This window comes from Massilia haematophila, assembly GCF_042647645.1.
GTDB classification, from domain to species: domain Bacteria; phylum Pseudomonadota; class Gammaproteobacteria; order Burkholderiales; family Burkholderiaceae_D; genus Telluria; species Telluria haematophila.
The window spans coordinates 2,707,805-2,732,864 of the sequence record NZ_JBHRVV010000001.1 but is presented as its reverse complement, the minus strand read 5'-3'; the positions used below and the strand labels follow the sequence as shown (position 1 = coordinate 2,732,864).

Sequence of the window (25,060 nt, the reverse complement as noted above, 5' to 3'; positions counted from 1 at the left end):
GCTGGGTTTGCAACGAAGTCGGGCGAGCCCAGCGTACTCCGGTTCGGACAAGACGTATGGCATGTGAACGAGGTCATTCTCGCCCCCAATCAGCACGATGTTCCGTACCGAATTGACTTTGCCCGAGTCGGTCCGGCGGCAATCCAGGTCGCCCTCAAGGAGTTTTCCTACACACGTGTCCGCTTCGCGGCAGGGGGCTATCGCGTCAGCAAGCCGGCGACTATGCACTCAAATACGACAGGACTGATTAGGACTTTCGCAGCTTTGCATGAAGCAGAAGGAATAGAGTCCATGGCCGAGGTTACCCAAGAGATGTTGGACTGCTGGCTGGCTCGCTCCAAGGTCGAAGGTATACCCGTGGAGGCTCACGTTTATCAGTTGAAGCTTCTCTACGCCTATCGTGATCATATTTCGGAACCGCTGCAATTCAACCCATGGAGAGGACGCAGCGGCTCTCGCGTGACCGGCGTGCAGCATGGCGCCAAGAATCCAGAGAACACGACTCCGCGAATTCCAGAGGCCCTTGCCGGCCCGTTGTTGCAATGGGCGTTTCGGTATATCGACGAATTCAGCGCAGACATCATTCACGCTTTGGAAGCTCAGCTGAACAAGCGTCCGGCGGCCGACGGTATCAATGCTCGGCGCGTCGAGCAACGACTGGAGCAGTACCTGACACACTTAAGGGTCACAGGGGGCGGATTGCCGTCGCATTCTCCCGTACTTCCGACAGACGACCAATTTGAGGCGCTAGTCAATGACAGGAAGACGAGGGCTGCCACTGGTTGGGTGACCCGTACGCGGGCTTGGGCAAGTGAAACCATGAGTGATGCGCAAATTCTCCTTGCTGTAACCCACCTGAAGAAAAAGATTATCGGCGAAAGTGCGACCAATTCAGCGCACATTCAGGGGCTCTTGCTACAGGCGGCCGATGAAATCGGATTGGACTGGCAGTGTGCTGCGAAATTGCCTAGGGAAACGCTGGTTATGCTCCGACGCGGCTCCCTTATCGGCAAGGCGCTGGTCCGGGAGATGACCATGCTGGTACTCGCAGGATTTATTGTTGTTGCGTATTTGACCGGCATGCGTGACTCTGAAGTACAAGATATGCGTCGAGGATGTTTGCGTCGACAGGGATCGGATGACGGTGGCCACACACGTTGGTATATCCGGAGCCGTGTGTGGAAAGCGCGCAACGTGATGGGAGATCCGGAGCAGTGGGTCGCGATCGATGAGGTAGCAAAAACGGTTCAGGTCATTGAGCGCTTGCACGAGGTCATGGGGTCACCGAAGGAATGCTATTTGTTCGGGCTCAGGCTCTCCGATTCGTTCAAGCAGAGCCGCGACGATCTGCCAATTGGGCAAGGCATCGGTCGTCTGCTCGACCTGTTCCGAGACCATGTCAACGTCCTGGCGAAGCGCTCAACGATGACACAACCCATTCCGGAATGGGAAGGGCAGGTTTGGAGCTTTGGTTCCCGACAATTCCGCCGCACCCTTGCGTGGCACATTGTCAATCGTCCGTTTGGCACTGTGGCAGGTATGCGGCACTTCAAGCATCTTGGAATACAAATCATGGAAGGCTACGGTGGCATGAGTGCCTCCGGTTTTGCAGCCGAGTTGGACGAAGAGCGGATGCTTGGCGCGCTTGACAGTCTGGTCGACCGATACGATGACTGGCATCGGGGAGTAAAACTCGCCGGACCAGGAGCGGTCGTACTCGAGCGTGAATTCGAATCCATACAGACATCGATCGGAGGCGGACCCATGGTCGCCGACGGAGCACGGTTGCGCGCGCTGCTCAAGCATCGAGCTAAGCACTTGTATCCGGGCTTGTTGAGCGACTGTAGCTTTGACCCGAACTATGCACAGTGCGGTGGTTCCACGGCACCGCGCCGTGAAGCATGCCGCCCGAACAGTTGTGCGAACTCTTACGTCACAGCCGAGCATAAGGTGCGCTGGCTGAAGCACGCCGGAGAACTCGATCAGTACCTTGTCCATCACAAAGAGCTGCCGAGCGGACAGATCGAGCGGATTATGCAAGCTCGCCAGGAAGTGTCCATGGTGCTGGAGGAAGACACACGGAAGGAAGAGAGGTCAAATTGACGAATCAGAAACCGTCTAAGGTGTCAGATGAGGCCCGTGCAAAGATTAAGGCTGCAGCGACGCGCCTCCTTGCCGGAAAGCCCATCGTATCGAGCAGTCATGAACTGACCGCAACCAACCTTGCCGTGGAAGCGGGGATCGGGAGGGCGACGCTCAATCGCGCTATCGACTTACGTGACGAGTTCTTTGCAAATGTAAAGCAGCTTCAAACCAACGCGGCAGCCTCCCACCCGCAGGTTGTTGCAGATCGCCTGCGGGACGAGTTGGCGAATGTCGAGGATCGGTATCGCGAGGAGATTCGCTCTCTACGCGCGCTCAACGAGAAGCTGGCAAATCAGGTTCAGGTCCTCACGTTGTTGCTCCAACGTCACGAAAACCAGGCACATAGAGCGGGCGGGGCGCGGGAGAACCTAGTTTCGACAAACGTTCACTTGATTGAGTCGGCCAAAGGTGGGTGAAGTGTACTGTTAATAGCGGACACTCTTGTTTCAAGCTCGGTTACTTAGAGCGCCTAACAAAACCCTGTAGTTGCTCAGCAGGCAACAGCCGAGTACACTGAGCAGTTCCGACCGTCCGCTATCGGCCAGGAGCAGTCATCAGCCCAGCATTGGGGAGCATCGTGTTGGCCGATTCCCATATCGGATTTAGCCGGTCTGTAAATCGCAGTGCCGCTGGTTGTTGGAGGAACGTACTCTAGTTAAGGGCTGTGACCCGGCTGGTCGTGCTTGCCCACCGAATGCACGGTGGGCCGAAAGCGTGCACGCATCAATGCAGACGTCACGTCAAGGACAGTTGTAGCAGTTACAAACGAACTTAGCTCATTAATTGTGTCTCGCAGCGGCATCGTAAAGAGCCAAGTATTCGTTTACCATCCGATCAATACCATGATGTTGTTCGACGAACTTGCGACCGGCTGCACCATGCCGTTTTCCCATATCCGGATTTTGAACATACTCAGCAATTGCTTCTACGAGATACTCGGGACACGGCGAGTCTACCAACATGCCGGTTATGTTTTCCTTGACGATATCGGGAAGTCCGCCCACACGGGAAGCAATTACCGGCACTCCGGTTGCCATCGCTTCCAGCGCCGCTACTGGCATTGCTTCCGAGAGTGACGGCAGTACAAACACGGAGAATGTTTTCATAATTTCCGCGATGTCATTGCGAGCCCCTGGGGTAGATACTAGATGAGCAATCCCCAAGGCGGAGATTTTTTCCTTCAATGGCGTCAACAGCGGCCCGTCGCCAATAATGGTCAGTGACAGTTCCGGCCTGCTCCCCCTTAAACGGTCCAGCAAAAGGACAAAGGCGTCAACAAGGGCCGCCTGATTTTTCACCTCAGACACACGACCTACCGTCCCGATCACGAAACGGTTCGGCCGGGAGGCATGTGCAGGCCCTGGGGGAAGCTGCATCGAACCTGGCGAGAACTTGTCTGTATCGACCCCATTTGAAATGCAGGAGATTTTCGACCGGGGCACGCGAACGATGTCCGCAAGCCAGCTTTGCAAGTCACTGGACACCGCAATGCAGGAATGCATCAACAGCGCCATCACACGGCGCAATACGTTGTACTTGAGATTGCGTCCGTCTGCTTCGTTCAGGTTACGACCGTGTTCGGAATGGAAGCGGACCGGCACGCTTGCCAACATTCCTGTCGCCGTATATTCGACGGCACTTATGCAGTAGGTATGCAAGATCGTCGGACGTAGCGTTCTGAGCAGTTTCCAGAGCCTGAGGTGCGCGGAAAGGCCCAGACCGGCTGGTTTGTCGAGGCTATAAACAGGCGTGCCGGTGCCCTCGATTTTTTCCACAAAAGCGGAATACCCGCTGATGCAGATGATAGCGTGGCGATATCTCTGTCGAGGGATGCGGCGGATACACTCGGCAAGCAGCATTTCCAGTCCGCCAAAATCGAACCGGTAAATGACGTGCACGATGAGCGGCGCATCCTTCCATGCAGCATCGGGGAAGCCTGGCCTTGCCTGGATGGTTCGTGTCTGGTCAGCCGTTTTATTTTTTTGCCACATCGCCGTGTTGCGCAGTTGGCGGCTTACGCCTTATATTTGCCAACGGACCGTGCATCGCGCATGATCCGATCGCCGGCGCCACAATGACAGTTTGGACAGTCAACCGAAAATGCGGCACGCGAAGCTGCAGTATGTGTCGGCGTGTACAGCATGTCGCGCAGGCGCATGTCATGCAGGTTTCCGAGCTTGAACGTGACGTAGCACAGCTGCACCGTACCATCTGCGCCCACCCATATCATTTCGCGGGCGGCACAGGGAACCTTCATTTTCGGACCGAGCAGCAACCAGTCCGGCATCGAACGAATCGCTTCAGGTGTATGGCGAATCATCTCGGGGTACTGCTCTTTTAACATTAGCAAGTCATTGATAACGACATCAATCGCTTCCCTGTCCTCATCGCGGAACTGGAGTTCGCGATCCGGACCCTCTGTAAAGTAGGGCAAGGAGTAGTGCACCATATCGACCTGCAAGGTCGTGTTGTACTTGCGCGCAAATTCGAATGCCTCCCGGAGGGATTCCCGATTACAGGTTTGGCGCCGCAGTAACCAGTTGAGCTGCATCTTGACTGTATCGCCATACTTTTGCCTGACATCGGCAATACTCGCCTCCATTCGCCTTGCGCGCCCGGGCCTCTGGGTGTACTCGTCGTATTCGGCGCCAACTCCGTAAAAACCGATGGACAGGTCTCTCAGCCCTGCCGCATACAGCTCGTCGATTCGAGACGAGAGGACGACGGCATTGGTGGTTACCATAGGCGAAAGCCCAATTTCTTTGCAGTAGGCGACGATCCTTGGCAGATCCGGGTGAAGTAGCGGCTCCCCGCCGTAGAGCCGGACATTGTAGATGCCCGCTTCCCTGGCATCGTCGAGCACGTCCCGGATGTGTTCCCAGCTCAACTGCGAACCTGCCATGAAATCCCGGCCGTATTTGCACCCCTGGCAGCGCAAATTGCAATAACTTGTTAGGGCAAGCATGATCAGATGGGGACTTGGTCGAATCACCGAGGGAGCGATCCTTCCAACCGAATGTTGTTGCCTCAACATCCAAGTTTCTACCTTGGCGGCCGCGTCTCGGACGGCGGGTTGGGTTCGAAGAGCTGCACCCACCTGATGGCGCATCGCGTTCCACAAAACGTTAGAAATTTTTCCGCTTCCCATGTGGAGTTACCCTTTCAAGTTAACTTTTAGTGATTACGTCATAGCAATAACCATGCCACATAGAAAATATGATTCAATTCAGTGCGTTAAGATTTTCCTGAAAAAAACGTGTAAAAGATTCCGACACCGTAAAATCGCATGAGTCTGTGACGGCGTGACTCGAGACGACCGCTTAGTACAGCCACTGCTCAAGGGGCCAGGTTCCACGAATCGGAAGTGACTCGTCTTTACATTAATCAACAAGACCGCTGCTTTTGGAGACAATGCCCCCGTTCACTGAGCATTTTGAGTGTCGGCTCTCGGCCCAGGCTGTGTAAAAACGTAGGCCGATGTAAACGAAACCGATCCGGTAAACGTTGAGGAAGTATCTCATCACTAGGGTCCCAAATGAAGCGCTTTATTGAAGGCGAAGAACGCGGACAAGGCACGCTGCTGCCTGAGCATTTGGACGACTACGTGACTGAAGATAATCCAGTCCGTGTAGTTGATGTTTTTGTCGAAGAGCTTGATCTTGCCAGTATGGGTTTTACGCGGGTGGCGCCGGCGAAGACAGGCCGACCTGCCGGTTCTGTCGCATTAGGGAACGTCGACGGGTCAATCGGGTAAACTGCGGCGCCCGAACCCAGGACGAATCGATATGCTCAACTTCAAAGGGATGCGTTTTCCTATCGACGTGATCCTGGTCTGCATCCGTTGGTATGCAGCCTACCCGCTGAGTTACCGGCACCTCGAGGAGATGATGGAAGAGCGCGGCGTGTCGGTCGACCATTCGTCGATCAACCGGTGGGCGGTTCGTTTCCTGCCGCTCATCGAGAAGATGGCCCGGAAATACAAGCGCCCCGTCGGTGGCAGCTGGCGAATGGATGAGACCTATATCAAGGTCAAAGGGGTCTGGAAATACCTCTACCGCGCCGTCGACAAGCAGGGCAAGACTGTCGACTTCCTGCTAACGGCCAAGCGCGACATGCCTGCAGCGAAGCGCTTCTTCGAAAAGGCGATGGGTGCGAACGGCAATCCCGACAAGATCGCGATGGACAAGAGTGGTGCCAATAAGGCGGCGATCGACGAGGTCAACGCTGGTCGCGACGTCCGGATTGCGGTACGCCAAGTCAAATACCTCAACAACATCGTCGAGCAGGACCATCGGGCTATTAAGCGGGTGACCAGGCCGATGCTCAACTTCAAATCGTTCCGGTCCGCCAGTTCGGTGCTGGCTGGAATTGAGCTGATTCACATGATCCGCAAAGGTCAGTTCGAGATCGACGGCGCCGAGGCGATGTCGTTCGCCGACCAATTTTCTGCGATGGCAGGAGTGGTCCGTCCAGTGTGAGGGGCGCAGCTCCGTTTTCGGCCAATTTCCGCCGTTTGATCAACAACGCGACAGAACCTGTCGAGGATCGGTATCGCGAGGAGATTCGCTCTCTACGCGCGCTCAACGAGAAGCTGGCAAATCAGGTTCAGGTCCTCACGTTGTTGCTCCAACGTCACGAAAACCAGGCACATAGAGCGGGCGGGGCGCGGGAGAACCTAGTTTCGACAAACGTTCACTTGATTGAGTCGGCCAAAGGTGGGTGAAGTGTACTGTTAATAGCGGACACTCTTGTTTCAAGCTCGGTTACTTAGAGCGCCTAACAAAACCCTGTAGTTGCTCAGCAGGCAACAGCCGAGTACACTGAGCAGTTCCGACCGTCCGCTATCGGCCAGAAGCGGACATTGAGCCAGTTGAAAAATCAGCCGCGTCGGGGTCTATCGCTGTCGCACATCAAATCTTTTCTGCTACGTAGAACCCATCCTTGTTACACGCTGGTTCCAGGCCTTACCAAAGTACATAAGAGGGCGGCTTTGTTGCGCAAATCAGGCTCGACCAGCGTAGCTCCCGCAGGTCTGGTAGCCTGAGCGGATGAAACCAGCCCCACAGAAGTACCGCACGACCAACTGGAAGACGTACAACGAAGCCCTCAAGTCACGCGGTTCGCTGCTGATCTGGCTTGATCCGAAGATGAACTGGCACGGCCAGCCGAGCGGCAAGCGCGGGCGCAGCCAGACGTTCAGCGACGAGGCGATCCAGTTCTGCCTGAGCATCAAGTGCCTCTTCAATTTACCATTACGGCAGGCCATGGGCATGGCGCAAAGCCTGCTGCGCTTGGCTGGACTTCATTGGCCGGTGCCGGACTACAGCACGGTAAGTCGGCGGCAAAAAACACTACAGGTGGCCATTGGCGCCACGCCGACTACGACAGGCTTGCATTTGCTGGTGGACAGCACGGGCATCAAGATGTTGGGCGAAGGCGAATGGAAGACGAAAAAGCATGGCGCGGACTATCGCCGCCAGTGGCGCAAGGTGCACCTCGGGATCGACGCGTCCACGCTCGAGATCCGGGCGATGGAAGTAACCGACAACAGTATCGGCGACGCGCCTGTCCTGCCAGCGCTGCTGGATCAAATTCCAGCCGACGAGTCCATCGCCAGCGTTAGTGGCGATGGGGCTTACGACACGAAGGACTGTCACGAGGCGATCGCCTTGCGCGCCGCCCATGCCATCATCCCAACCCGCAAGAACGCCAAGCCCTGGAAGGCGAACCGCTGCGGTGCCGATGCACGCAACGAGATCTTGCACACGACGCGCAGACTGGGTCGGGCGATCTGGAAAAAGTGGAGCGGCTACCACCGGCGCAGTCTTGTCGAAACCAAAATGCGCTGCTTCAAGCTGTTGGGCGAACGGGTCATGGCACGCGACTTCGATCGTCAGGTGGCCGAATTGCAGATACGCGCTGCCGTGCTCAACCGCTTCACTCGGCTGGGTACCCCGGTCACGGTCCCAGTGTTGTAAAACTGATTACAAACAGCGTCAGCTCGGCCTTCACTCGATTTGCTCAACAAAGCCGATATGATGGTCGCGTCAGCTGGTGGATGCATCCTTGGCTTACGCTCGACAAGGTATTTGGCGCGGAAGCCGCGGTGACGCTGTCCTGGTGGCTACTCAAGCAAGTCCATGCGCAGCTGGTCAAGGATTACCTCAACATTCAGCATTATTACTTAGACCGAACCGATGTCGAGCCAGTGGAGGTCGATATAGGTGCCTCGGCGGACGAAACCCTGCTGTATGTATCGCTGGCCAGGGCATCGGATGGACAGCAGCCCGCACAGGAAGCCGATCTCGTCGAGACGCCCGCAGCACTTGCCGAGGATGTCAGTACGGGAACCGTCAGGCTGCCGCAGCTGCGACGACGATACTTTTTCAAGCTGCTGGAATATTGCGGTGTTGAGATCGCTCAAGGTAAAGGCTCAGAGATCAAGTTGCTGCGCAAGGCCAAGCGGCCGTTCCGACTGGGCGACCATTACGGCAACAATCCGACAATTCCCGCCTTCCTCGCCGCGAATATCCTCAAGCGCTTGGAAATCACGAGCGAGGAATGGATCGAGGCGATCGCCGCCCAATGAACGTCGCAAGCTCCGCGGCTCGGCTATACACAACATGAATTTGAGTGAGAGAGGGAAGATTGTGGCGAGCTCGGCAGCTGTAGATCAGGGGGCTTCGCAACCGTGCACGCAAACGTCCAGCTAAGTTGCATGCCGATCGGGCCTACGCTTCACGTGCATATCGGGCTTGGCTGCGCCGACGGGGCATCGCAGCACGTATTGCGCGATACGGCGTGGAGGCGCGTGAAAGGCTAGGAGCCGTTCAATCCGGTGAATGGTCCTCGATAGGGCGGAAATTCAACGCGTACCGCTCGTCGTCGACGTAGGCCACGAAAATCTTGACGTCCAGTTTCTTGCGGAAGATGGCCTCGAAAACCGCATTAAATAATGAGGAATCGGCGTTGGCGCCGATGTAGATCTCCTTGATGCATTCCTTTGGAATATCGAAGAGATGTACCTTGTTGATGTCGTTGTCGACAGATGGTTCGTCATGCGCACCAAAGGTCCTGAATATTCTCACTTCCTGCTCATACGCCCATTCGAGGGACTTGTAGCAGAGCAGTCTGTCGTAGAGATCCTCGGCATCCTCTTGAACGGCGATACGCCTAGAGGTGTAGATCACGTTGTGCGGCCGCGTAGATTCGCCGAGCCCGTTCTGTTGGTAAAACCATGGATGGGTGTCGTCCAAGCCCAGCACATATCCTCGATGCGAATTGCAATAATGCGCCCACATCAACAGGCTATCGTTCGTCCGCGACAGTGACAGCACACCCTGCGACCGGTTCAGGTAATCGCTTAGTTCCCGTCCAACCGCGTGCGGCGCCATGGAATGCTTTGCCTGCTCGAGCAACTCGGCCTTGGTTTCCTCGAGAAGCTGCCTGTCCTGTTCGCTTTTGGGAGCGAGGTTCGCAGCTTCCCTCTCCAAGTTCTCTTTAAACGTCTGGAAAGCATCCGTCCGGATGAGCAGCGCGGACTCGAACGGGTCGTTTAGGCTGCAAGGCTGAGTGAAACGAATCTTGAGATTCTGAAGTACATCGATGCGCTCAGGGCTAAGGTACTTGTAGAGCATGCGTAAAGTCGGTAGATCTGAATACGCTAGTTTAACCCACGGGTTGATGCGGATTGTTCAGGGAACAGGCAGGCCGCCGACTGTAAGCACCGCACTGCAGTGCCTAACGCTGCGCGCAAAGCAACTCTGACTTAACCGGATAGGTCCGCTCTGGGTCGGACCCGGTCCTTCGTGACAGTCTGCGATTTTTCGGCCATGTTGACCTGCTATGCTGAGATCAAGGGCCGAGATTGGCCAGAACCGGACGTCTGCTCAGTATGCGAAATTATTATTTATGGGCAAATGACTTCCCTGCCGTGGGCGACACTTAGCTTGAGCAATATCAATGTGCGTTCTAGCGATGGTGATAGGCATTGAAACAGTCAGCTACGATTAAAACGTTCAACGAGTCCTCATATTTGTCCTCGATTCGCCTCATGATGACCGGCACAAGGTCCTTGCTTGAACAATGCTAGCCAATTAAGCAGCCGCCTTAGGCAGACTGACCGATTCGCCAACATTGCGCCTACTTATTTTTGCTACACGCCTTAGGATAACTAGGATCTGATCAAATTGAACTGGTTTGAGTAAAAACCTGTCAAACCCGGCTGTCCAAGCATCTTGTGCTATGCCGCTGTAGTAGTGACCGGTTAGCGCAACAAGCAATGTATCGTTGGCACGAGGCATCGATCGAATTTTCTTGCTCAACTCGAGAATTGTTAATTGGTTCAAGAAAAGTTCAGTGAAGATAACATCGGGTGTACCTGCTTCAATCAATTCAAAAGCTTCGGTGTAACTTTTGGCAGTTTGTACTTTACAACCGGTCAACTCGAGCAAGGCTTTTAAGAGGAACAGTAAGTCAACATCGGAATCGATGAGCATCAATTGCAGCTCGATTTTTGAGGACATAATTTTTGGACTCCGCAAAGTATTAAGACTTCAGAAGATGAAGTGACAGTCTTGCGCTGCCGTACTTTTACGTGGCGCTACTATTGCATATACAGCAATCCTTGTTCACTCTCCATTATGAGAGATTGCGCTAGAGTCACTCTTCGTTTTTAACTCATTCCAACAAGTGAACAGGCGCCAGACTTTGCTTCAACAGCGACGAAGGAGGGGCATCGGGACGGTCATTTCATAATGCACCGAAACATCGGCGCACCGGCGAAAGAATCGCTCGTCCGTGTGCTAGCTGAGCTACAACCCAGCTGGCAACCGGTGTAGCTGGATGTCCAGGTTCATTTTTCGAGCGTGATCAAGTACCACACGATGTGGTTGGTATGATCACCTTTTAAGCGCGCTCTTGGCCGTTGGATCGGGTTGCCTTTTGACCACCTAACTATCACACAAGTTTGACAAAATTGTGACTTTTAGTGAGGATCGAACACTAGCGCATGAGGTAAAGTGGTGGTTCTCCGTTGTGGGGCAGATGGTTGAAAAGAATCACTGCCTCTTTTTTCAATGCCGGCTTAGCGCTTCCAACGGAAAGTAGCTGCAGCCTTGTGGATGCTGTTTTTGTATTTCCACCACAGTTCGGAACCGTAAACGCGCCCTGCCGCGCAACGTTGAGCCGCAGTTTCTACCGATGCTAAACGGCCTTGCTAGTCAACCCCTGAGTACGAAAACCATGTGGCAGCTGGATAAAGATTTTTACCTGCTGCAATTGCACGGGTTTTGCAACGATATTTTTGACTTGTTATGTAAGCGTGCCTTCGTAGGCTAAAAGTACTTAAGTTCCATCGTCTACTTTGCTTTGTAAGAACAATCAAAAAGCAAGTTGACTCATACAAACGGCCTACGTATTTGAAATAACGTGACCCGGCTGTAGTTGTCCAAAAATAGACAGTGAGCTAGACAATGAGAGCATAGGAGACTGCACGATGTTGAACAACGAACCTAATTGGACTTATCGTGATCTGCTGAGCTGTACACTAGCCGAGGTTGATGCCCAAATGCGCAGAGCTGCAGACGCTCATCAACGTGAGGATGCGCTTGCTAAGGCTTGTGGGGCTATCGGCTTGTGGTTGCGTTTAACCGATGAATCAAGGAATCCTGAAGACATTGGGCTTTTAATGGGGCGGATCAACGCAGCTCTTCCATTGCCTAGAATGGACAGCTATTGTGCACTGGGCAGCAGTAAGCTACCAATGGTAGCATGGTCAGCGTCTGATCAGCAGTATGTAATCAGTAAGGCGCCGCGAGGAACTGAACATGATTGAACGACGTGACAAAGCTACGGCCTTCAAAGTCGATATTGCAATCCATATGATGAGAACTAGCGGAAAATTGGCTGTTGCACGTTTCATGGACAAGCACTGCGTGCCGCTCGACGTTACCATGCGCGTCCTAGGGGAGACATCAGGTGGCACAAGACAGAACTCCTTAGAACAAAATCCTTTGTTAAGTCCGGTACACCCGACAAAAGGGAAACCTTCAACTGTGTAAAGCTGTCGCAGGTCATGGTGTTGGCGATACATCCGAAAGGTCATCGCGTTCTGTACCAATGCGCTTGGGGTCGCGCTAAAGCCTCAGTCGCAAATTTTTTCTCGTTGTTAATGCTTGACTATAGGGCTAATCTTTTCCTTGCCCTACTACATATGTTTTTGACCTAAGAGCAGCATGTATAGGTCAGTCATGGCAGCCGATTTCAATTGCTATCTATCGCGCATCTGCTTAGAAGCGTATGCATGCTCTTCATGCAACTGACAGCATCTGCATTGGGGCGCCGTGAACCATTAAAAGATCAATTTTCCCTGCCTTCCACGCAGCTTCGATATCGAGCTCGATTTCTGTCATCGCAGCATCGTTAACGTCACAGAAGCTCTGCACGCCATATCCGCGATTCCGTCCATGTCCCTTGGCCAGGTATAGCGCCATATCGACGAGATTGATCGCTCGCTCCCAAGAAACTGCCGACGAACCTGGCGTCAAGGGGAAGGGTGCAAAGCCAATTGATACATTGACTGACAATTTAGTGCCCTGGTAATCAATGCAACGGGCTGGAATGCCCGTAAGCAGGCGGTATGCGACATCCTCCAGGCTTCCTCGACGCACTGAGGGCAGGAAAGCCAGGAACTCTTCACCTCCCCACCTCACGATCATGTCTGTTTCGCGCAGGATGTCACGCATTGAACTAGCGATCTCTTTAAGCACTGCATCCCCAGCGGCATGTCCATGGGTATCATTGATGGTCTTAAAATGATCAACGTCAAGCAAGAAAATCGCGCTGACCATGTCTTCGCTGGAGCTCATAGTCCGCTGAACGATTTCCTGATGCCCGCGCATGAACTCTTGGAAATGGCGTCGGTTATACAGTGCAGTCAGGGGATCCCGAGCACTCTGCTGCTTGAGCTCCTGATTCTTGGTTTCGAGTTGCGCGTTGGCTTGGCGCACTTTGCGATACAGCGCTGCCACAATGATCGAAACTAGAGCGGATACTACTGCCAGCAACCACCAGACACGCTGCTGAAGTCGACGGTTGTCAATTTCTACCGACTTGACTTGATTTTCCTTGCGCAGCATCTCGATCTGGCGCTGCCTGCTGTCTGCCTCGTACCGTTCCTGCAGCTCAGACATCGCTTTCTGGCGGCGCTCCTCGAAAAGCTCGCTCAGCAGTGTGCGCTCACGCTTGTAAGCAGTCACCGCGCTGGGAAAATCCCCTGCATTTGCCAAGGCATCTGCATACTCACCCATTACCATTTGCAGTTCTGGTTTACTACCCGCTTTCTCGTACTGGTTCATGCCCAACTGCATGTATTTCTTCCCTTCGAGCCGACGTCCCATGTGCAGATAAGCTTGGCCAATGTTCAAGCGTGCAGTCGCAGCCAAGGGCTCGTCATTGAAGCGGTTCGCTTGCTCTAGCGCCTGCTGAGCATACGACAATGCTTTCGGGTAGTCATGCAGTTTCAAATAGCAATCGGCCAAGTTGACCAGCGAGACGCCAATCAAGGGACCTGCATCGAGTTTGCGCTGCAGCTGGAGGGCAGTGAGCATAGCCTTCAAGGCACGCGGTAGTTGATTGGAGTCCATCGCGAGCGCATATTCAGTGCTCTTCAGAAGCGCCAGACGCCCAAGCGAGTTAGTCTTTTTTGCGGCAATCACCGCTTCGTCCAGCAACGCGAAACCCTTGTCGTACTCGCGCATACGGTCATACAACAGCGCGAGCGAGCGCAGTGAAATTACGGCCAGCAGCGGATCACCGCTGTTGCGTGCGACCGTAGTGGCGGACTGGAGCTTCTCGAGTGCATTAGTGAAGTTGCCCTCGTCAACGTATGAATCCCCAGATGCGATGAGCAGCAAAACACGAAGGCGGGCGTCCTTGGTGTTGCTGGCAAGTTTTTCGGCTTCCCAGACAAGACGATGTGCTTCAGCGACTTTGTCTAACCGAAATAGGGCATAAGCCTTTGCAAGAGAGGCACGTGCGATAACGTCGGTGTCGTGAAGACGTGCACCGATATTCATTGCACGATCAGACAGTGCAATGGCTTCCGCATTTCGTCCTGAACGATGCAGGGCGTCACTGGACGCGCTCAGAAACGCGGCTTGCTCGGCCGGGCTTGCGCGCTCTACCTCTGGCTTTATTTCGTCGAGCTGACGCAGAGCACGCTGAGGCGAAATACGTGTAACTTCTTCAATCTCAACCAAGCGCTCACGCAGCGGTGTCATTTGAGCAAATGCTGGTCCGCCTACACAAAGAAGTACGGCCAGCACCGCAATGGCGCGACAGTGCGGAAAAATTTGATAGCGACGATACAACATGGTTCCAGGCCTTGATAAATGGCCCTTCTGCGGGCGCCTAGGATTTATTATAAGATAGTTTCCCAGTGGAAACTTATATGATGTGGCGAATTTGCGTCGATACGACAATTAACCTAACTCTTCGTTTCACGCGGTCGGTAAGACGTCGCGGACATGCGCGCATATTGAACTCGCCTGACGAGCCAGCTCCTGCCAGTGTCGAAACGCCTGCTGGTTGCAGCCTTGCATAGCTTATGTGTCCAGTATGTTTCTTTCGTTGACATCTGAAGCAAGCCCCCCCGACACCGAATTTTATTTCGTTTGATCAACTGTAAGGAAGATTTTGTTGTAGGATTGAGGAGCCATTCTCCGACTGCGCGAGCGCGCCCACGACACCGACAGAGCAGACATGCCCCTTAGCATTGAGACCGATTTGGTAGACCTCGCAAACAGAAGGCTGCAAAAAAGCCAGTGGGTCGTCATAGTGCTTGTCCTGTCAGCGGGCATCGCCGGATATATCGCCGTTCTCCCATACGTCGGAAAGCTTGTCAGTCCTGCACTCGGCACAATCGCGATGCAGAGTGTAGGGCTTGCAATCACGAACCTGCTTACCGCCTTGCTCCTGCTGGGGCAGCTGCAACTACGTCGTTCTGTCGCCGTCTCTCTACTTTCCTTTGGTTACTTTGTCTCTTCTGTGTGCGCTTGCGTCTACACCTTCCTTTTCCCGGAACTCATTGCCTTTTCCGAGGTTAGCGAGAGCATTCAGCTGAACGACTGGCTCTACCTTATCTGGCACGGCACGTTTTCTCTAGCAGTGCTCGGCTATGCATTAACAAGCATGGAGCTGTCAGGCCCATTGCTCCGGCGCCAGCTGATCGTGCTCGTTTTTATCTTGTCGGTTGCCGGGGTCGCCGTTCTTTCCGGGCTCGATACCATCGTGCCTGCGCTAGCGGCGAACCGTCATGCGGCAAACTACGAAATTGGAATCAGCGTTGTTATCCTCATCTCACTGTGGGGGTTTGCAGCAGTGCTGGCAAAGCGGCCCTGTACGCTGCTCGACGGATGGCTGAGCGTGGCTATGCTGACATGGATTTTCGACGTCGCGCTGGCGACTTCGTTCGAGAACCAGTCATTCGACCTCGGGTTTTATGTCGGCAGATTGGCTAGTTTGCTGGGCTCGATTCTGATGCTAGGCATTCTTGGCATGGAAAACCTGACCATGAACGCGAGACTTAGGGCGGCAGTCGACAGCATTATCGAGGTCCGCGTTCGCGAAAAATCCAACACACTACTCGCGGCAGTTCTACGCAAGCTGCCTGAGGGTGTTTTTGTCTTCGATGAAAGCCGGGACTCTCCCATCATCAATGAACGTGGGATGGCACTTATCAGTACCCGCGCGACGGGCAATGAGGGCGGCCATGGCAATTCCAGTTTCATGGATCTGGTCGTCGCCCAGGCCCGTCGAGTCGGCGCCCAGGGCTCGTTTGAAGGTCAGATCATGGAACTGTTCGATGATGACGCTAAGCGGGTCGTTTCGGTAAGTGGCACGGCGATACATGATGCCGCAGGTGGCCTAGCAGCGAAAGTTGTCGTCGTCAATGATGTTACCGAGCGGATTCAGGCCGATCAGGCGCTGCAGCGTTACCTCGCGCGCCTGCAGGCCCTTCTGGAAAACACCCCCTTGACTGCTGTTGAATGGGATCGCGATCGTATCGTGCGCAGGTGGAGCAAGCGTGCAGAAGAGCTGTTCGGCTATTCGGCTGCCGAGGTAATCGGCAAGTCGATCGATACGCTGAAATTCGTTCATCCAGATGACATCCCGGCCGTACACGCGATAGCGGAGGCGCTCATCAGCGGCGAAGCGAACTACATCAAAAGCGAGAACCGCAACCTCACGCGTGATGGGCGCGTCATTGAATGCGAATGGCATAATTCGGTCTTGCGTGATGAATCGGGTGAGGTCGACGCCCTCTTTTCCCTCGCTCTCGATATTACCGAGCGCAAGACGGCAATGGAACAGGTCAAGGAAGCCGAGCAGCGAAAGGATACGTTCATTGCCACGTTGGCGCACGAACTGCGCAATCCTTTGGCGCCAATCGCCAACGCAGCTTCTCTTCTGCTAAGTCAAGGTGCAGATCCGGCGCGAGTCACGTGGATCGCCTCGATGATCAGTCGGCAGAGCACTCGCATGGCGCGCTTGCTCGATGACCTGCTCGATGTATCGCGTATCAGTCGCGGCAAGATCCAACTGCGTAAAGAGCTGGTAGATATGACCAGCCTGGTACATGAGGCACTTCAGGTTAGCATGCCTCTTCTCGAGGCCGCACGGCACCATGTCGAAGTCAAACTACCGGACGGACCGATATGGGTCAATGCTGACCCGGTGCGAATTGCACAGATCATGTCGAATCTGTTGAACAATTCGGCTAAGTACACGCCGCCAGGCGGGCGAATCGAGGTCCAGTTGCAGGCGGCAGACCAAAGCTGCGCGTTCATCGTTCGTGACAACGGCATCGGCATCGAATCCAAAATGTTGCCCCACGTCTTCGAAGCATTTGTACAGGTGGGAAGTGCGCGCCACCTGGCACAAGGAGGCCTGGGAATCGGCTTGTCGCTTTCGCGGGGACTGGCAGAGCTGCATGGCGGAACGCTAACTGTAAAGAGCGAAGGGAAGAACAAAGGTTGCACGTTTACCTTCGATTTACCCTTGGCGGCTAACCAGCAGGCGGCATTTGCTCCATCCACGAACGACGCGGCAACGTCGAAGTTGAACACGACTATATTGGTCGCCGATGACAACGTCGACGCAGCCGACTCATTAGCTCTGTTGCTTCGCGCCCGTGGTGCGGATGTTGCAGTAGCCTATGATGGAGACCAGGCCCTGCAAATGTTTAGCGAGCGTCGATTTGACGTTGCCATTCTCGACCTTGGCATGCCATGTACCGACGGGCTCCAGGTCGCACGGCAGCTCACGCTCATTTCACCAAGACCTTTTCTTATCGCATTGACGGGACGCGCCCGAAAGGAAGACCTTGCAGAGTCAGCCTCCGCCGGTTTCGACGAACACTTGATCAAACCAGTAGATCCAGAGCATCTCGTTGCTGTCCTGCGGCGCGTCTCCTCCTGAGCAGACAGAGCACGGGTTAATTCTCGACGATTGTTCTGCTAATGGTACACGTAGTGTCTGCTTTCAACGAAAAGTGCAACTCTTCAAACACTGTTTTGCACATTAATACTGAACACATGCGCGATTATGGACTGAATCGCCATGGCCTCTTTAGACACGCGAGCGCTGCTATGGACCTCTCCAACTATGTCTGCTTTGGGTCGTTAGCGGACGTACGCGGGCAGAGTGCGGGTGTTAAGATTGCGACCGTGTTCGCAGATGGATTGAATGCCATGGCCGAGCACTTCTGACTAGACTTCACGAATAGGAGGTGCACTGCCTTGCACGGATCGTGCGAGATTTTGCCCGGTACCGGGCATTCTGCCTGTACGATCGTGCAAGGTTTTGCCGGTAATGTGCGATATAAAGCGTCTCGACGAATCGCTCTGTATCGGCTGCACTTTGTGCATCCAGGCCTATCCGGTGGATGCGATTATCGGCCAGCCAAGCAGATGCATACCATAGTGCCGAGCCCGTGCACGGGGTGCGACCTGTGCCTGGCGCCGTACCCGCCGACTGCATTAGCATGGTCCCGTTGACGGGCGAGCCATGGGTTGGGCCGCTTGGTGGCCGTCCAGCACTGCCGGAACGGCATCACTAACGACCTGTGCGAGTTCCGCGAAAAGACGCTGGCGCCAAGCAGCTGATTGCGCCGGAACCGCAGGATGCTTCTCCGGCGCCGGCGCTGACGATAAAAATTCGCCGGGCCCCGGGGCGCGACGGATTGTGCACGCAGCCGGTCCGGGCTTCCCCGGCTGCGGTGCTTCGTTCAGGCGATCCGGACCAAACCGCCACCGGCCGCACCAGCGGCGCGCGCCGGTTGGCGGCTTCGTGCCGGCAGGTGATCGTTGGCCGCATGCGCATCGCCATCGAGCTTGAACACGCTCACGACCTGGTTCAGGGCGATTGTCTGTTCGCTCAGCGCCTGGGCAGCTGCCGCCGCTTCCTCGACCAGGGCGGCGTTCTGCTGGACTGCACTGTCCATTTCCGCAACCGCACGGTTGACCTGATCGATGCCCGCACCCTGCTCCGAAGTCGAGGCGTTAATTTCGGTCATGACCTGCATGACCCGCTGGACGCTGGCGACGATTTCCTTCATGGTCGCGCCCGCCTCATTGACGAGGACGCTGCCGGCCTCGACGCGCTCGCTCGAAGCGCCGATCAGGGTCTTGATTTCCTTGGCCGCCGTTGCCGAACGCTGGGCCAGGTTGCGCACTTCGGAGGCGACGACGGCAAAGCCGCGTCCCTGTTCACCGGCACGGGCCGCTTCCACTGCCGCGTTGAGCGCCAGGATATTCGTCTGGAACGCGATGCCTTCGATGACGCCGATGATGTCCGCGATCTGTTTCGACGATTCCGTGATCGATGCCATCGTGCCCACCGCGCGCTCGACGACGTCGCCGCCCTTGACCGCAATGTCGCAGGCACTGGCGGCCAGCTGGTTTGCCTGGCGCGTATTTTCCGCGTTCTGTTTCACCGTCGAGGTCAGTTCTTCCATCGATGCCGCGGTTTCTTCCAGCGCGCTGGCTTGCTGTTCGGTACGGCTCGAGAGGTCGAGGTTGCCCTGCGCGATTTCGCTCGACGCCACCGAGATCGTCTCGGCGCCGCTGCGCACTTTCGCCACGATGCCCGTCAGGCTGGCATTCATCGTCTTGAGCGCGTCGAGCATCTGGCCTGTTTCGTCGTTCGATGTCACGTCAATGCGGGCCCGCAGGTCGCCCCCGGCGACCGCCTGTGCCACCTTGACTGCGTGGTCGATCGGCCGCACGATCGAGCGCGACACAACGACCCCGGCGAGGATCGCGGCACCGGCACCCAGCACCATGGCCAGCAGGCTCAGCGATGTCGCGCGCTCGCTGCTCGCGGCAGCTTGCGCAACATTGTTTTCTGTTTTGGCCACGATCTGCTTGCGTACCTTCACCAGTAATTCGGACGGCGCGCGGTCCTTGCCCTTGACGGCATTGTCACCTGCTGCCGAATCGAAGCCGGCGGCCTCGAATTGCTCGAAACCTTTGCGGTAGTCCTGGCCCATCTGCGCGTGCGCCTGTGCGAACTGTTCGAGGACCTCGCGCTCCTGGCCAGACGGCAGCGCCTTGACCAGGCTTGCCACTTCGTCGGCCACCTTGCGTTCGCCGTCCTGGAACGATTTCCAGAACCTGGCGCGCTGGGCATCATCCTTGCCACGCAGGAGCGTATTCTTCCATTCCTGAATCTGGGTCTTGAAGCTCGATTGCAGGGTCTCGACTCCTTGGGCGTGGCTGTAGCTGGTCACTGCCCCCTCGTAGGTACTGATGGAACGGTTCAGCTCTGCCAGGCCGAAGAAACCGGCGCACGCCACCACCAAGGCGACGGCTGCGAAGCAGAGAGGAAGTTTACGGCTGAGTTTCATACAAGTACTTTCGTGGAAGGCTGCTCAGAAATGGGTTGGACGTCGACGACCGCCAACGTTAAAGGCAAGACCATGAGTCTACGTAAGAACATTCCTACAGGCAATAGAAATGACTGCATAAATTTTGCCTTAGACATATATGTGTGAGCTCAGCAACAACGGCGTGGCAGCGTGTCCCAAGAAGGGCTAGAAGAGTACGAGATTTTCGGGAGACACCTACTTTGCCTTCCGGCCCACCGACTCCAAAATTCGACGCTCCTGCACCGCTGCATCAATCTCCCCATTCACGTGCAGGGCGTTGATGACTTCCGCTTCAGGAATCCGGATGGAACCCTTGAAGGCGTATGCTGGCAGCCGCCGTGGCTACAGCTTCTTTTCGCTTGGCCAACTCCGCAGCCCTGGGACCGGCACTGGCCGCGCTGCTCATCGTCTATTCGGTGTGGGACCTCTTGCGCGATCCCGCAAACTCACTGCAATCGGGCATGACCCGCGTGCTGTTTGCCGGATTGGCTGCAATAGGATTTTGGCCGCTCATTTCCAGCTGGTCCGCGCAGTTTCGAGCAGCGTGGATACACTAGATGTTCTCCAGTGGCGTCATCCTTGCAACCGCCCAGCTCGACGGCGGTCTCGTCGAGGGAGTGGGGGGTATCGTCATCGGCCTTTTCCTGATTCCATTTATTGCCAACGGGTCCGGCCGTTTTGCAATGGTCATCGCACCGCCGGGTGTACTATTTATCCTGTGCAGCGTCGTGCAATGCACCTTGCCTGAGCTGGCGAGGGGCCTGCTCCTGCACGGCTCCGCAATCGCGGTGGCTTTCATGCAGATGCGCATTTCAGTCGCCATTCGCAGTCATGCCTTGTCGGTTGAAACGAAGCTGCTCCAGGACGCCACGTATGACCCGCTGACCGGCATCCACAACCGCAGCTGGCTGGCCCAGCAGGCCGCGCAGGCATTCTCTGCAGTCCGGCGCTATCGCACGACCTCGTCTTTGCCGTGCTCGAAATTGATTTTTTCAAGCGCGTTAACGATACGCATGGTCACGAGGTTGGCGATGAGGTTCTGAAAGCCGTGGCGCAAACAATCGAAGACGCACAGCGATTTCGCCTAGGGTGGCGTTTTTACACAGCCTGGGCCAAAAGCGGACATTCGCGCCGCATCACTGCAAGTCAGCTTTACATATCGTCATTGACTGGGCGATCGGCGTAAGCTGCGACCGGTAGCTCAAAGCTCTAGCGCGCAAGTCGTTGATTCGCCCTACGATCTCCTCACAAGACGAACCCAGCTGAGACAGCGCTGACTTCGGCGCGCATCGTGTGTCGGTCATGGGCCTGTGGAATATCCCCGAAGTCTTTCCCCCAATACCAGCGGTATTTTTTGCTGACAAGCAACTTAACTCTGCTACTATATCGTTACTCGTTATATCGGAATGCAATGTACCGAATAAAGATATATCGGGTGCCAATGCAAAAAATGAGGAGTACGCATGTCGACGCACGATTACTTGAAATACCTTCCTCTGTCAGAAGCGACCTATTACATCATGGTCGCCCTCAACGAACCCCTGCATGGATACGCCCTCATGCAAAAGGTCGAGGTGATGAGCGAAGGCACCGTGGTCATTGGGCCCGGCACCCTATACGGCGCCTTTGCCACTTTGGAAAAGCAGGGCTTGATTGTGATGGTCAAGGAAGAAGCACGCCGTAAGTCTTATGCATTGACAGACCGAGGGCGGGACGTGCTGGCCGAACAACTGCGCCGGTTGAACATCATGGTTCGAAGCGGGAATGAAACTGCTACGTTTTTGAAGAAGGAAAATGGAGTATGAGCGATCAATTGGTCACTAAGTTCAAGATCGTCTTGGATGACAACGACGAGGCACTGGACCGTTGGCTGGAGGAATTGGCGCATCAAGGGCTGCACTTGCAGCGCGTCGACTGCCTGCGTTCTAGATGGGTATTCAAGCGCGGCGAACCGGCGGAAATGACCTATCGCCTTGACTTCCGCGTATGGAAGGCCTCCGCAGATTACCTTCAGTTGTTTGCCGACGCCGGATGGGATCATGTTGACAGCTCGGTTGGCTGGCATGTGTGGCGCACCCCGCGGAACGCCACGCGCACGCCGGAAATCTTTACTGACACAGCATCGCAGGTCGCCAAGTATAAGCGTCTGCTGTGGGTGCTCATTATCTGCCAGTCAATCTTTTACTTCGGGCTGATCGACCAAGGTGCACGTGCGTGGGATACGCCTCTGCTGATGGTTCGCAACGTCGTATTGATCGCCGTTGCCCTGTTTGCAACTGGGCGCATGCTGCTGCGCATATGCAAGCTGCGCTCTATCAGTTCCTAACGCCTAGTCGTCGCTCGCCCACTTGCAGTCGGAAGCGGAGGCTCTGGTGCGTGGCCTCCAACTAAAATTAACTTTGAAATCGAAGGGGGCAGGATGTTTTTAGTTTCTCTGTTTTACTTCGTGGCGGGGGCCGCCGTTCTAGTGTACGGCTTCAAAAAAAATAACCGAGACTTGCTTGCGATAGCGGCCTTTATATGGCTTGCACCCGGCGCAATGGAAGAAATTTCAAGCGGGTTTATCGAAGGCTATACGACCTCGAAGGCGGAGGTTGCATTTACACCTATTCGACAGCCGCAGGGTTGACTGAGGGAACTGCAATGTCCTCTTTGGGTCGGAAGCAGACACGAACTGTTGGAATATCCAACTTTACACTCGTGAAGAACGCATCCCCGGGGGGACACATAAAGGTTGAGCTACCCGTAAGAGCCGAGCTCATTTGACCGCGTTGGCGAATTACCTATCGCCGTAAACACGGATCAAGCACTGTGCATCAAGCAGAATTGCGAGGGGTCTTGCAGATCAGCTTCATTTTTCGCTTTGCCTCTTCTGGAGTTAGCCCTACTGCTTCACCAGCCTCGTTAATATAGACTGGGTGCTCTACAGAATCCTCTTCATACGAGCGAACTTCCAGAACCTTTGTCCAACGCCATGTTTGTTTTTTTTCCCGTCTAAAAGGTTCCAACACAGAAATATCAACGATTTTTGCAAACTTGTTAGCTTTCAAACGCCGGCAAAAATCTAGCACGTCGTTGCTATCCCAAAGAATCGAGGTCTGGTAGACCCAAAGGCGCCCTTCCTTTAGACCATAGTTGACGAAGACGTAAGGCATTCCGAAAGTAAGGGTTGCAGTACGCCAGGTCGAAAATCTAGGCCCTATTGAGAACATCGGTGCCTCATGAGCCTCATGCGTCGTAATCATCTGCTTCCCCGAAAGTCATCAATGAACACTATAGATTGTAGCCCTAAAGTGTTCGACGTGAGTACATCGTACCTTTTGTGCGGAGGTACATGTGGTGTTACTCAAACGGTTTGGACTAGGACTGCAGAAAGCACGGAAGAGCCGCGAGCTAACTCAAGGTCACCTCGAATAACCCGCTTTCCACATCAGCAATGCAATGTGAAGCGTGATTCCGCGTTCCAGCATCGCCTTGGTAGCCGGATTTTGAAAGCGCCGAGCATGTCGGGCCGAGCATATTCGGCAGCCGCAGGCTGCCAAACTGCCGTTTTAGAACGGCGCCAGGCCTCGTTCTTTCAAAAACACGAGTCGCTTGAGGTTGTAGCTGGCAGCCTTCAACTGCAAGACGAACGTGGTGCGCACAATTCCCAGACAGCGCACCAGTTTGCCACCCATTTGAGCCAAGGCGCCAAACACGTGCTCGACACGAGCACGTGGGGTCGCAATTGCGCGATTGCGCCGTTTCTGCGTCTCGGAAATGCCTTTGGTCGCATGGCCGCGCCGCTGAATATGCACGCGCCAGCCGGCTTCCTTCAACCGGGCTTCGCGTTCAATGCTGGGGTAGCCACGGTCGGCATAGACATCCCGGCTGGTGTTGCTCAGGTCGAGCAACTCCTCGAAGACACTGGTATCGGCCACGGCAGCATGCGTGATGGCGATCTTGCGGATCAGCTTGCAACGCTTGTCGACGCTGGCGTGCAGCTTGTAGCCAAAGTGGTTCTTGCCGTGCTTTTTGGTCCACTTGGCATCGACATCCTTTTGCGCGCGCTTGTGCGGTTTCCAGCCCAGCGGCATCGTGCCTTCCTTGACCATTTCAGCTTCCTCTCGCTTGTTGCGCTGGACCGGGGCCTGGACCAGCGAGGCGTCGACGATCTGGCCGCAGCGAGCCAGATAGCCTTGCGACAGCAGTTGTTGCTGGACCTGCTCGAATACCTGATTGCCAACGCCAGCCTGGGCCAGCCGATCACGAAACAGCCAGATCGTCTTGGCGTCCGGGATGCTGCTGCTTTCGGTCAGGTCCAGAAAACGCAGGAAGCTGCGACGGTCCAGCAACTGATACTCCAGCGCGTCGTCGGCCAGGTTGTAGAGCTGTTGCAGCACCAGGATCTTGATCATCAGGACTGTCGGGTACGGCGGTCGGCCGCCCTTGGCGCGCGAAGGACGCGGCGCGGCGGCATCGATGCGTGCCGCCAGCGCCTCGAAATCCACGTGCTCGACCAGGCCTACCAATGGATCGCCCAGTTTTGCACGCCGATCTTCACGCTCCTGCTCGGCAAATAGGCTGACCCGGGGTTTCATCATGACGGCACTCGCTGGCTTGGTTCGATGTCAGGATTCTACCCAGCCGTACGCATCTTGGCCGAGGTTTTTCGAGATGGCCTCAAGAAGACTTCTCGGAGGTGTCGAGCCGAACGTACCTGAGTAGCTTAGAGCGTGGAATGAAGGCACCTACGATCACAAAAGTTGACCAAATCGCTACAGTAATCGGCGTACATCCTTTGTCGCTGATTGCGTATGCATACCTTCCTTCGAGCCAGGCAGAACGAGACCAATTATGGGCTGCAATTGCTGCGGAGGTAACATCGTTTGACAGCAGTACTGCTCCAGTTGCTGCGGGCGAGGCACATTAGGATAGGCCGATCCAATTATTGAGAGCGATGAGCTACTTTCGATCGTTGTGAGCACGTCTGCAGCAACTCACTGA

Annotated in this window: 23 protein-coding genes and 3 pseudogenes; 18 read left to right on the top strand and 8 right to left on the bottom strand. The window is 55.2% G+C overall.

All coding sequences use genetic code 11. The features are described from left to right. Positions 1 to 63: 63 nt before the first annotated feature. Together ACFOPH_RS12205 and ACFOPH_RS12200 are read left to right on the top strand one after the other, a co-directional pair. Positions 64 to 2,103: a hypothetical protein gene (locus ACFOPH_RS12205; RefSeq protein WP_379735494.1), complete on the top strand. Its 2,040-nt coding sequence runs from the start codon at positions 64 to 66 to the stop codon at positions 2,101 to 2,103. Further along, positions 2,100 to 2,561 carry a hypothetical protein gene (locus ACFOPH_RS12200; RefSeq protein ID WP_312487928.1) on the top strand — a complete coding sequence of 154 codons (462 nt, stop codon included), beginning with the start codon at positions 2,100 to 2,102 and terminating at the stop codon, positions 2,559 to 2,561. The genes ACFOPH_RS12205 and ACFOPH_RS12200 overlap by 4 nt, the downstream gene beginning before the upstream one ends. Positions 2,562 to 2,924: 363 nt before the next feature. On the opposite strand, the gene ACFOPH_RS12195 is transcribed toward ACFOPH_RS12200, so the two are convergent. Both ACFOPH_RS12195 and ACFOPH_RS12190 read right to left on the bottom strand, forming a co-directional pair. Next, positions 2,925 to 4,136: a TIGR03088 family PEP-CTERM/XrtA system glycosyltransferase gene (locus ACFOPH_RS12195; protein ID WP_379735492.1), complete on the bottom strand. Its 1,212-nt coding sequence runs from the start codon at positions 4,134 to 4,136 to the stop codon at positions 2,925 to 2,927. Positions 4,137 to 4,159: 23 nt separating this feature from the next. Then, positions 4,160 to 5,110: a radical SAM protein gene (locus ACFOPH_RS12190; RefSeq protein WP_379737919.1), complete on the bottom strand. Its 951-nt coding sequence runs from the start codon at positions 5,108 to 5,110 to the stop codon at positions 4,160 to 4,162. A gap of 570 nt (positions 5,111 to 5,680) precedes the next feature. On the opposite strand from ACFOPH_RS12190, the pseudogene ACFOPH_RS12185 reads away from it, so the two are divergent. From ACFOPH_RS12185 to ACFOPH_RS12165, 5 genes and pseudogenes are all read left to right on the top strand, one after another. After that, positions 5,681 to 5,857: pseudogene (locus ACFOPH_RS12185) on the top strand (IS5/IS1182 family transposase); the annotation flags it as partial. Between the two features lie 73 nt (positions 5,858 to 5,930). Continuing rightward, on the top strand, positions 5,931 to 6,623 hold the full coding sequence (locus tag ACFOPH_RS12180; protein ID WP_081925863.1) for an IS6 family transposase: 693 nt from the start codon (positions 5,931 to 5,933) through the stop codon (positions 6,621 to 6,623). A 570-nt stretch (positions 6,624 to 7,193) separates the two neighbouring features. After that, the gene (locus ACFOPH_RS12175; RefSeq protein ID WP_258848426.1) at positions 7,194 to 8,123 is read left to right on the top strand and encodes an IS5-like element ISJsp2 family transposase; all 930 of its coding nucleotides are present in this window, start codon (positions 7,194 to 7,196) and stop codon (positions 8,121 to 8,123) included. Positions 8,124 to 8,203: 80 nt separating this feature from the next. After that, positions 8,204 to 8,734, top strand: coding sequence for a hypothetical protein (locus ACFOPH_RS12170; RefSeq protein WP_379735489.1), 531 nt, complete (start codon positions 8,204 to 8,206; stop codon positions 8,732 to 8,734). Positions 8,735 to 8,817: 83 nt separating this feature from the next. Beyond that, positions 8,818 to 8,970, top strand: a pseudogene (locus ACFOPH_RS12165) (IS5/IS1182 family transposase); the annotation flags it as partial. 5 nt (positions 8,971 to 8,975) lie between these two features. Here ACFOPH_RS12165 and ACFOPH_RS12160 read toward each other — a convergent pair. Together ACFOPH_RS12160 and ACFOPH_RS12155 are read right to left on the bottom strand one after the other, a co-directional pair. Further along, positions 8,976 to 9,782, bottom strand: coding sequence for a DUF2971 domain-containing protein (locus tag ACFOPH_RS12160; RefSeq protein ID WP_379735487.1), 807 nt, complete (start codon positions 9,780 to 9,782; stop codon positions 8,976 to 8,978). A gap of 459 nt (positions 9,783 to 10,241) precedes the next feature. After that, positions 10,242 to 10,670, bottom strand: coding sequence for a response regulator (locus tag ACFOPH_RS12155; protein ID WP_379735485.1), 429 nt, complete (start codon positions 10,668 to 10,670; stop codon positions 10,242 to 10,244). A gap of 971 nt (positions 10,671 to 11,641) precedes the next feature. Between ACFOPH_RS12155 and ACFOPH_RS12150 the strand changes: the two genes are divergently transcribed. Next, positions 11,642 to 11,980, top strand: coding sequence for a hypothetical protein (locus tag ACFOPH_RS12150; RefSeq protein ID WP_379735483.1), 339 nt, complete (start codon positions 11,642 to 11,644; stop codon positions 11,978 to 11,980). After that, entirely contained in the window at positions 11,973 to 12,206 is a 234-nt protein-coding gene (locus ACFOPH_RS12145; protein WP_379735481.1) for a hypothetical protein, read from the top strand. Before ACFOPH_RS12150 ends, ACFOPH_RS12145 begins: the two co-directional genes overlap by 8 nt. Positions 12,207 to 12,455: 249 nt before the next feature. Here the strand turns inward: ACFOPH_RS12145 and ACFOPH_RS12140 are convergent, their stop codons facing one another. Beyond that, the gene (locus ACFOPH_RS12140; protein WP_379735479.1) at positions 12,456 to 14,519 is read right to left on the bottom strand and encodes a diguanylate cyclase; all 2,064 of its coding nucleotides are present in this window, start codon (positions 14,517 to 14,519) and stop codon (positions 12,456 to 12,458) included. Positions 14,520 to 14,907: 388 nt separating this feature from the next. On the opposite strand from ACFOPH_RS12140, the gene ACFOPH_RS12135 reads away from it, so the two are divergent. Together ACFOPH_RS12135 and ACFOPH_RS12130 are read left to right on the top strand one after the other, a co-directional pair. Further along, positions 14,908 to 17,625, top strand: coding sequence for a PAS domain S-box protein (locus ACFOPH_RS12135; protein ID WP_379735477.1), 2,718 nt, complete (start codon positions 14,908 to 14,910; stop codon positions 17,623 to 17,625). 402 nt (positions 17,626 to 18,027) lie between these two features. Continuing rightward, positions 18,028 to 18,231, top strand: a pseudogene (locus ACFOPH_RS12130) (RnfABCDGE type electron transport complex subunit B); the annotation flags it as partial. 202 nt (positions 18,232 to 18,433) lie between these two features. Here the strand turns inward: ACFOPH_RS12130 and ACFOPH_RS12125 are convergent. Beyond that, entirely contained in the window at positions 18,434 to 20,053 is a 1,620-nt protein-coding gene (locus ACFOPH_RS12125) for a methyl-accepting chemotaxis protein (RefSeq protein ID WP_312487926.1), read from the bottom strand. 344 nt (positions 20,054 to 20,397) lie between these two features. Here ACFOPH_RS12125 and ACFOPH_RS12120 point away from each other — a divergent pair, with 344 nt between their 5' ends. The 6 genes from ACFOPH_RS12120 to ACFOPH_RS12095 all read left to right on the top strand — a co-directional run bounded on the left by ACFOPH_RS12120 (position 20,398) and on the right by ACFOPH_RS12095 (position 22,703). After that, positions 20,398 to 20,631, top strand: a complete 234-nt coding sequence (locus tag ACFOPH_RS12120; protein WP_312487924.1) for a hypothetical protein — start codon at positions 20,398 to 20,400, stop codon at positions 20,629 to 20,631. Beyond that, positions 20,632 to 21,117 (top strand): hypothetical protein, encoded by a 486-nt coding sequence (locus tag ACFOPH_RS12115; RefSeq protein ID WP_379735475.1) that lies wholly within the window; start codon positions 20,632 to 20,634, stop codon positions 21,115 to 21,117. Next, entirely contained in the window at positions 21,048 to 21,260 is a 213-nt protein-coding gene (locus ACFOPH_RS12110) for a diguanylate cyclase (RefSeq protein WP_370662476.1), read from the top strand. The genes ACFOPH_RS12115 and ACFOPH_RS12110 overlap by 70 nt, the downstream gene beginning before the upstream one ends. A gap of 277 nt (positions 21,261 to 21,537) precedes the next feature. Further along, positions 21,538 to 21,879: a PadR family transcriptional regulator gene (locus ACFOPH_RS12105; protein ID WP_312487920.1), complete on the top strand. Its 342-nt coding sequence runs from the start codon at positions 21,538 to 21,540 to the stop codon at positions 21,877 to 21,879. Next, complete coding sequence (locus ACFOPH_RS12100) at positions 21,876 to 22,400, top strand: DUF2812 domain-containing protein (protein ID WP_312487918.1); 525 nt, start codon at positions 21,876 to 21,878, stop codon at positions 22,398 to 22,400. The genes ACFOPH_RS12105 and ACFOPH_RS12100 overlap by 4 nt, the downstream gene beginning before the upstream one ends. A gap of 93 nt (positions 22,401 to 22,493) precedes the next feature. Beyond that, positions 22,494 to 22,703, top strand: coding sequence for a hypothetical protein (locus ACFOPH_RS12095; RefSeq protein WP_379681050.1), 210 nt, complete (start codon positions 22,494 to 22,496; stop codon positions 22,701 to 22,703). 187 nt (positions 22,704 to 22,890) lie between these two features. Here the strand turns inward: ACFOPH_RS12095 and ACFOPH_RS12090 are convergent, their stop codons facing one another. Both ACFOPH_RS12090 and ACFOPH_RS12085 read right to left on the bottom strand, forming a co-directional pair. Continuing rightward, positions 22,891 to 23,319, bottom strand: coding sequence for a hypothetical protein (locus ACFOPH_RS12090; protein WP_379735473.1), 429 nt, complete (start codon positions 23,317 to 23,319; stop codon positions 22,891 to 22,893). Between the two features lie 306 nt (positions 23,320 to 23,625). Continuing rightward, positions 23,626 to 24,654 (bottom strand): IS5 family transposase, encoded by a 1,029-nt coding sequence (locus ACFOPH_RS12085; protein WP_379737917.1) that lies wholly within the window; start codon positions 24,652 to 24,654, stop codon positions 23,626 to 23,628. Positions 24,655 to 24,668: 14 nt separating this feature from the next. Here ACFOPH_RS12085 and ACFOPH_RS12080 point away from each other — a divergent pair, with 14 nt between their 5' ends. After that, positions 24,669 to 24,986 (top strand): helix-turn-helix domain-containing protein, encoded by a 318-nt coding sequence (locus tag ACFOPH_RS12080; protein ID WP_379737915.1) that lies wholly within the window; start codon positions 24,669 to 24,671, stop codon positions 24,984 to 24,986. Positions 24,987 to 25,060 lie beyond the last annotated feature (74 nt).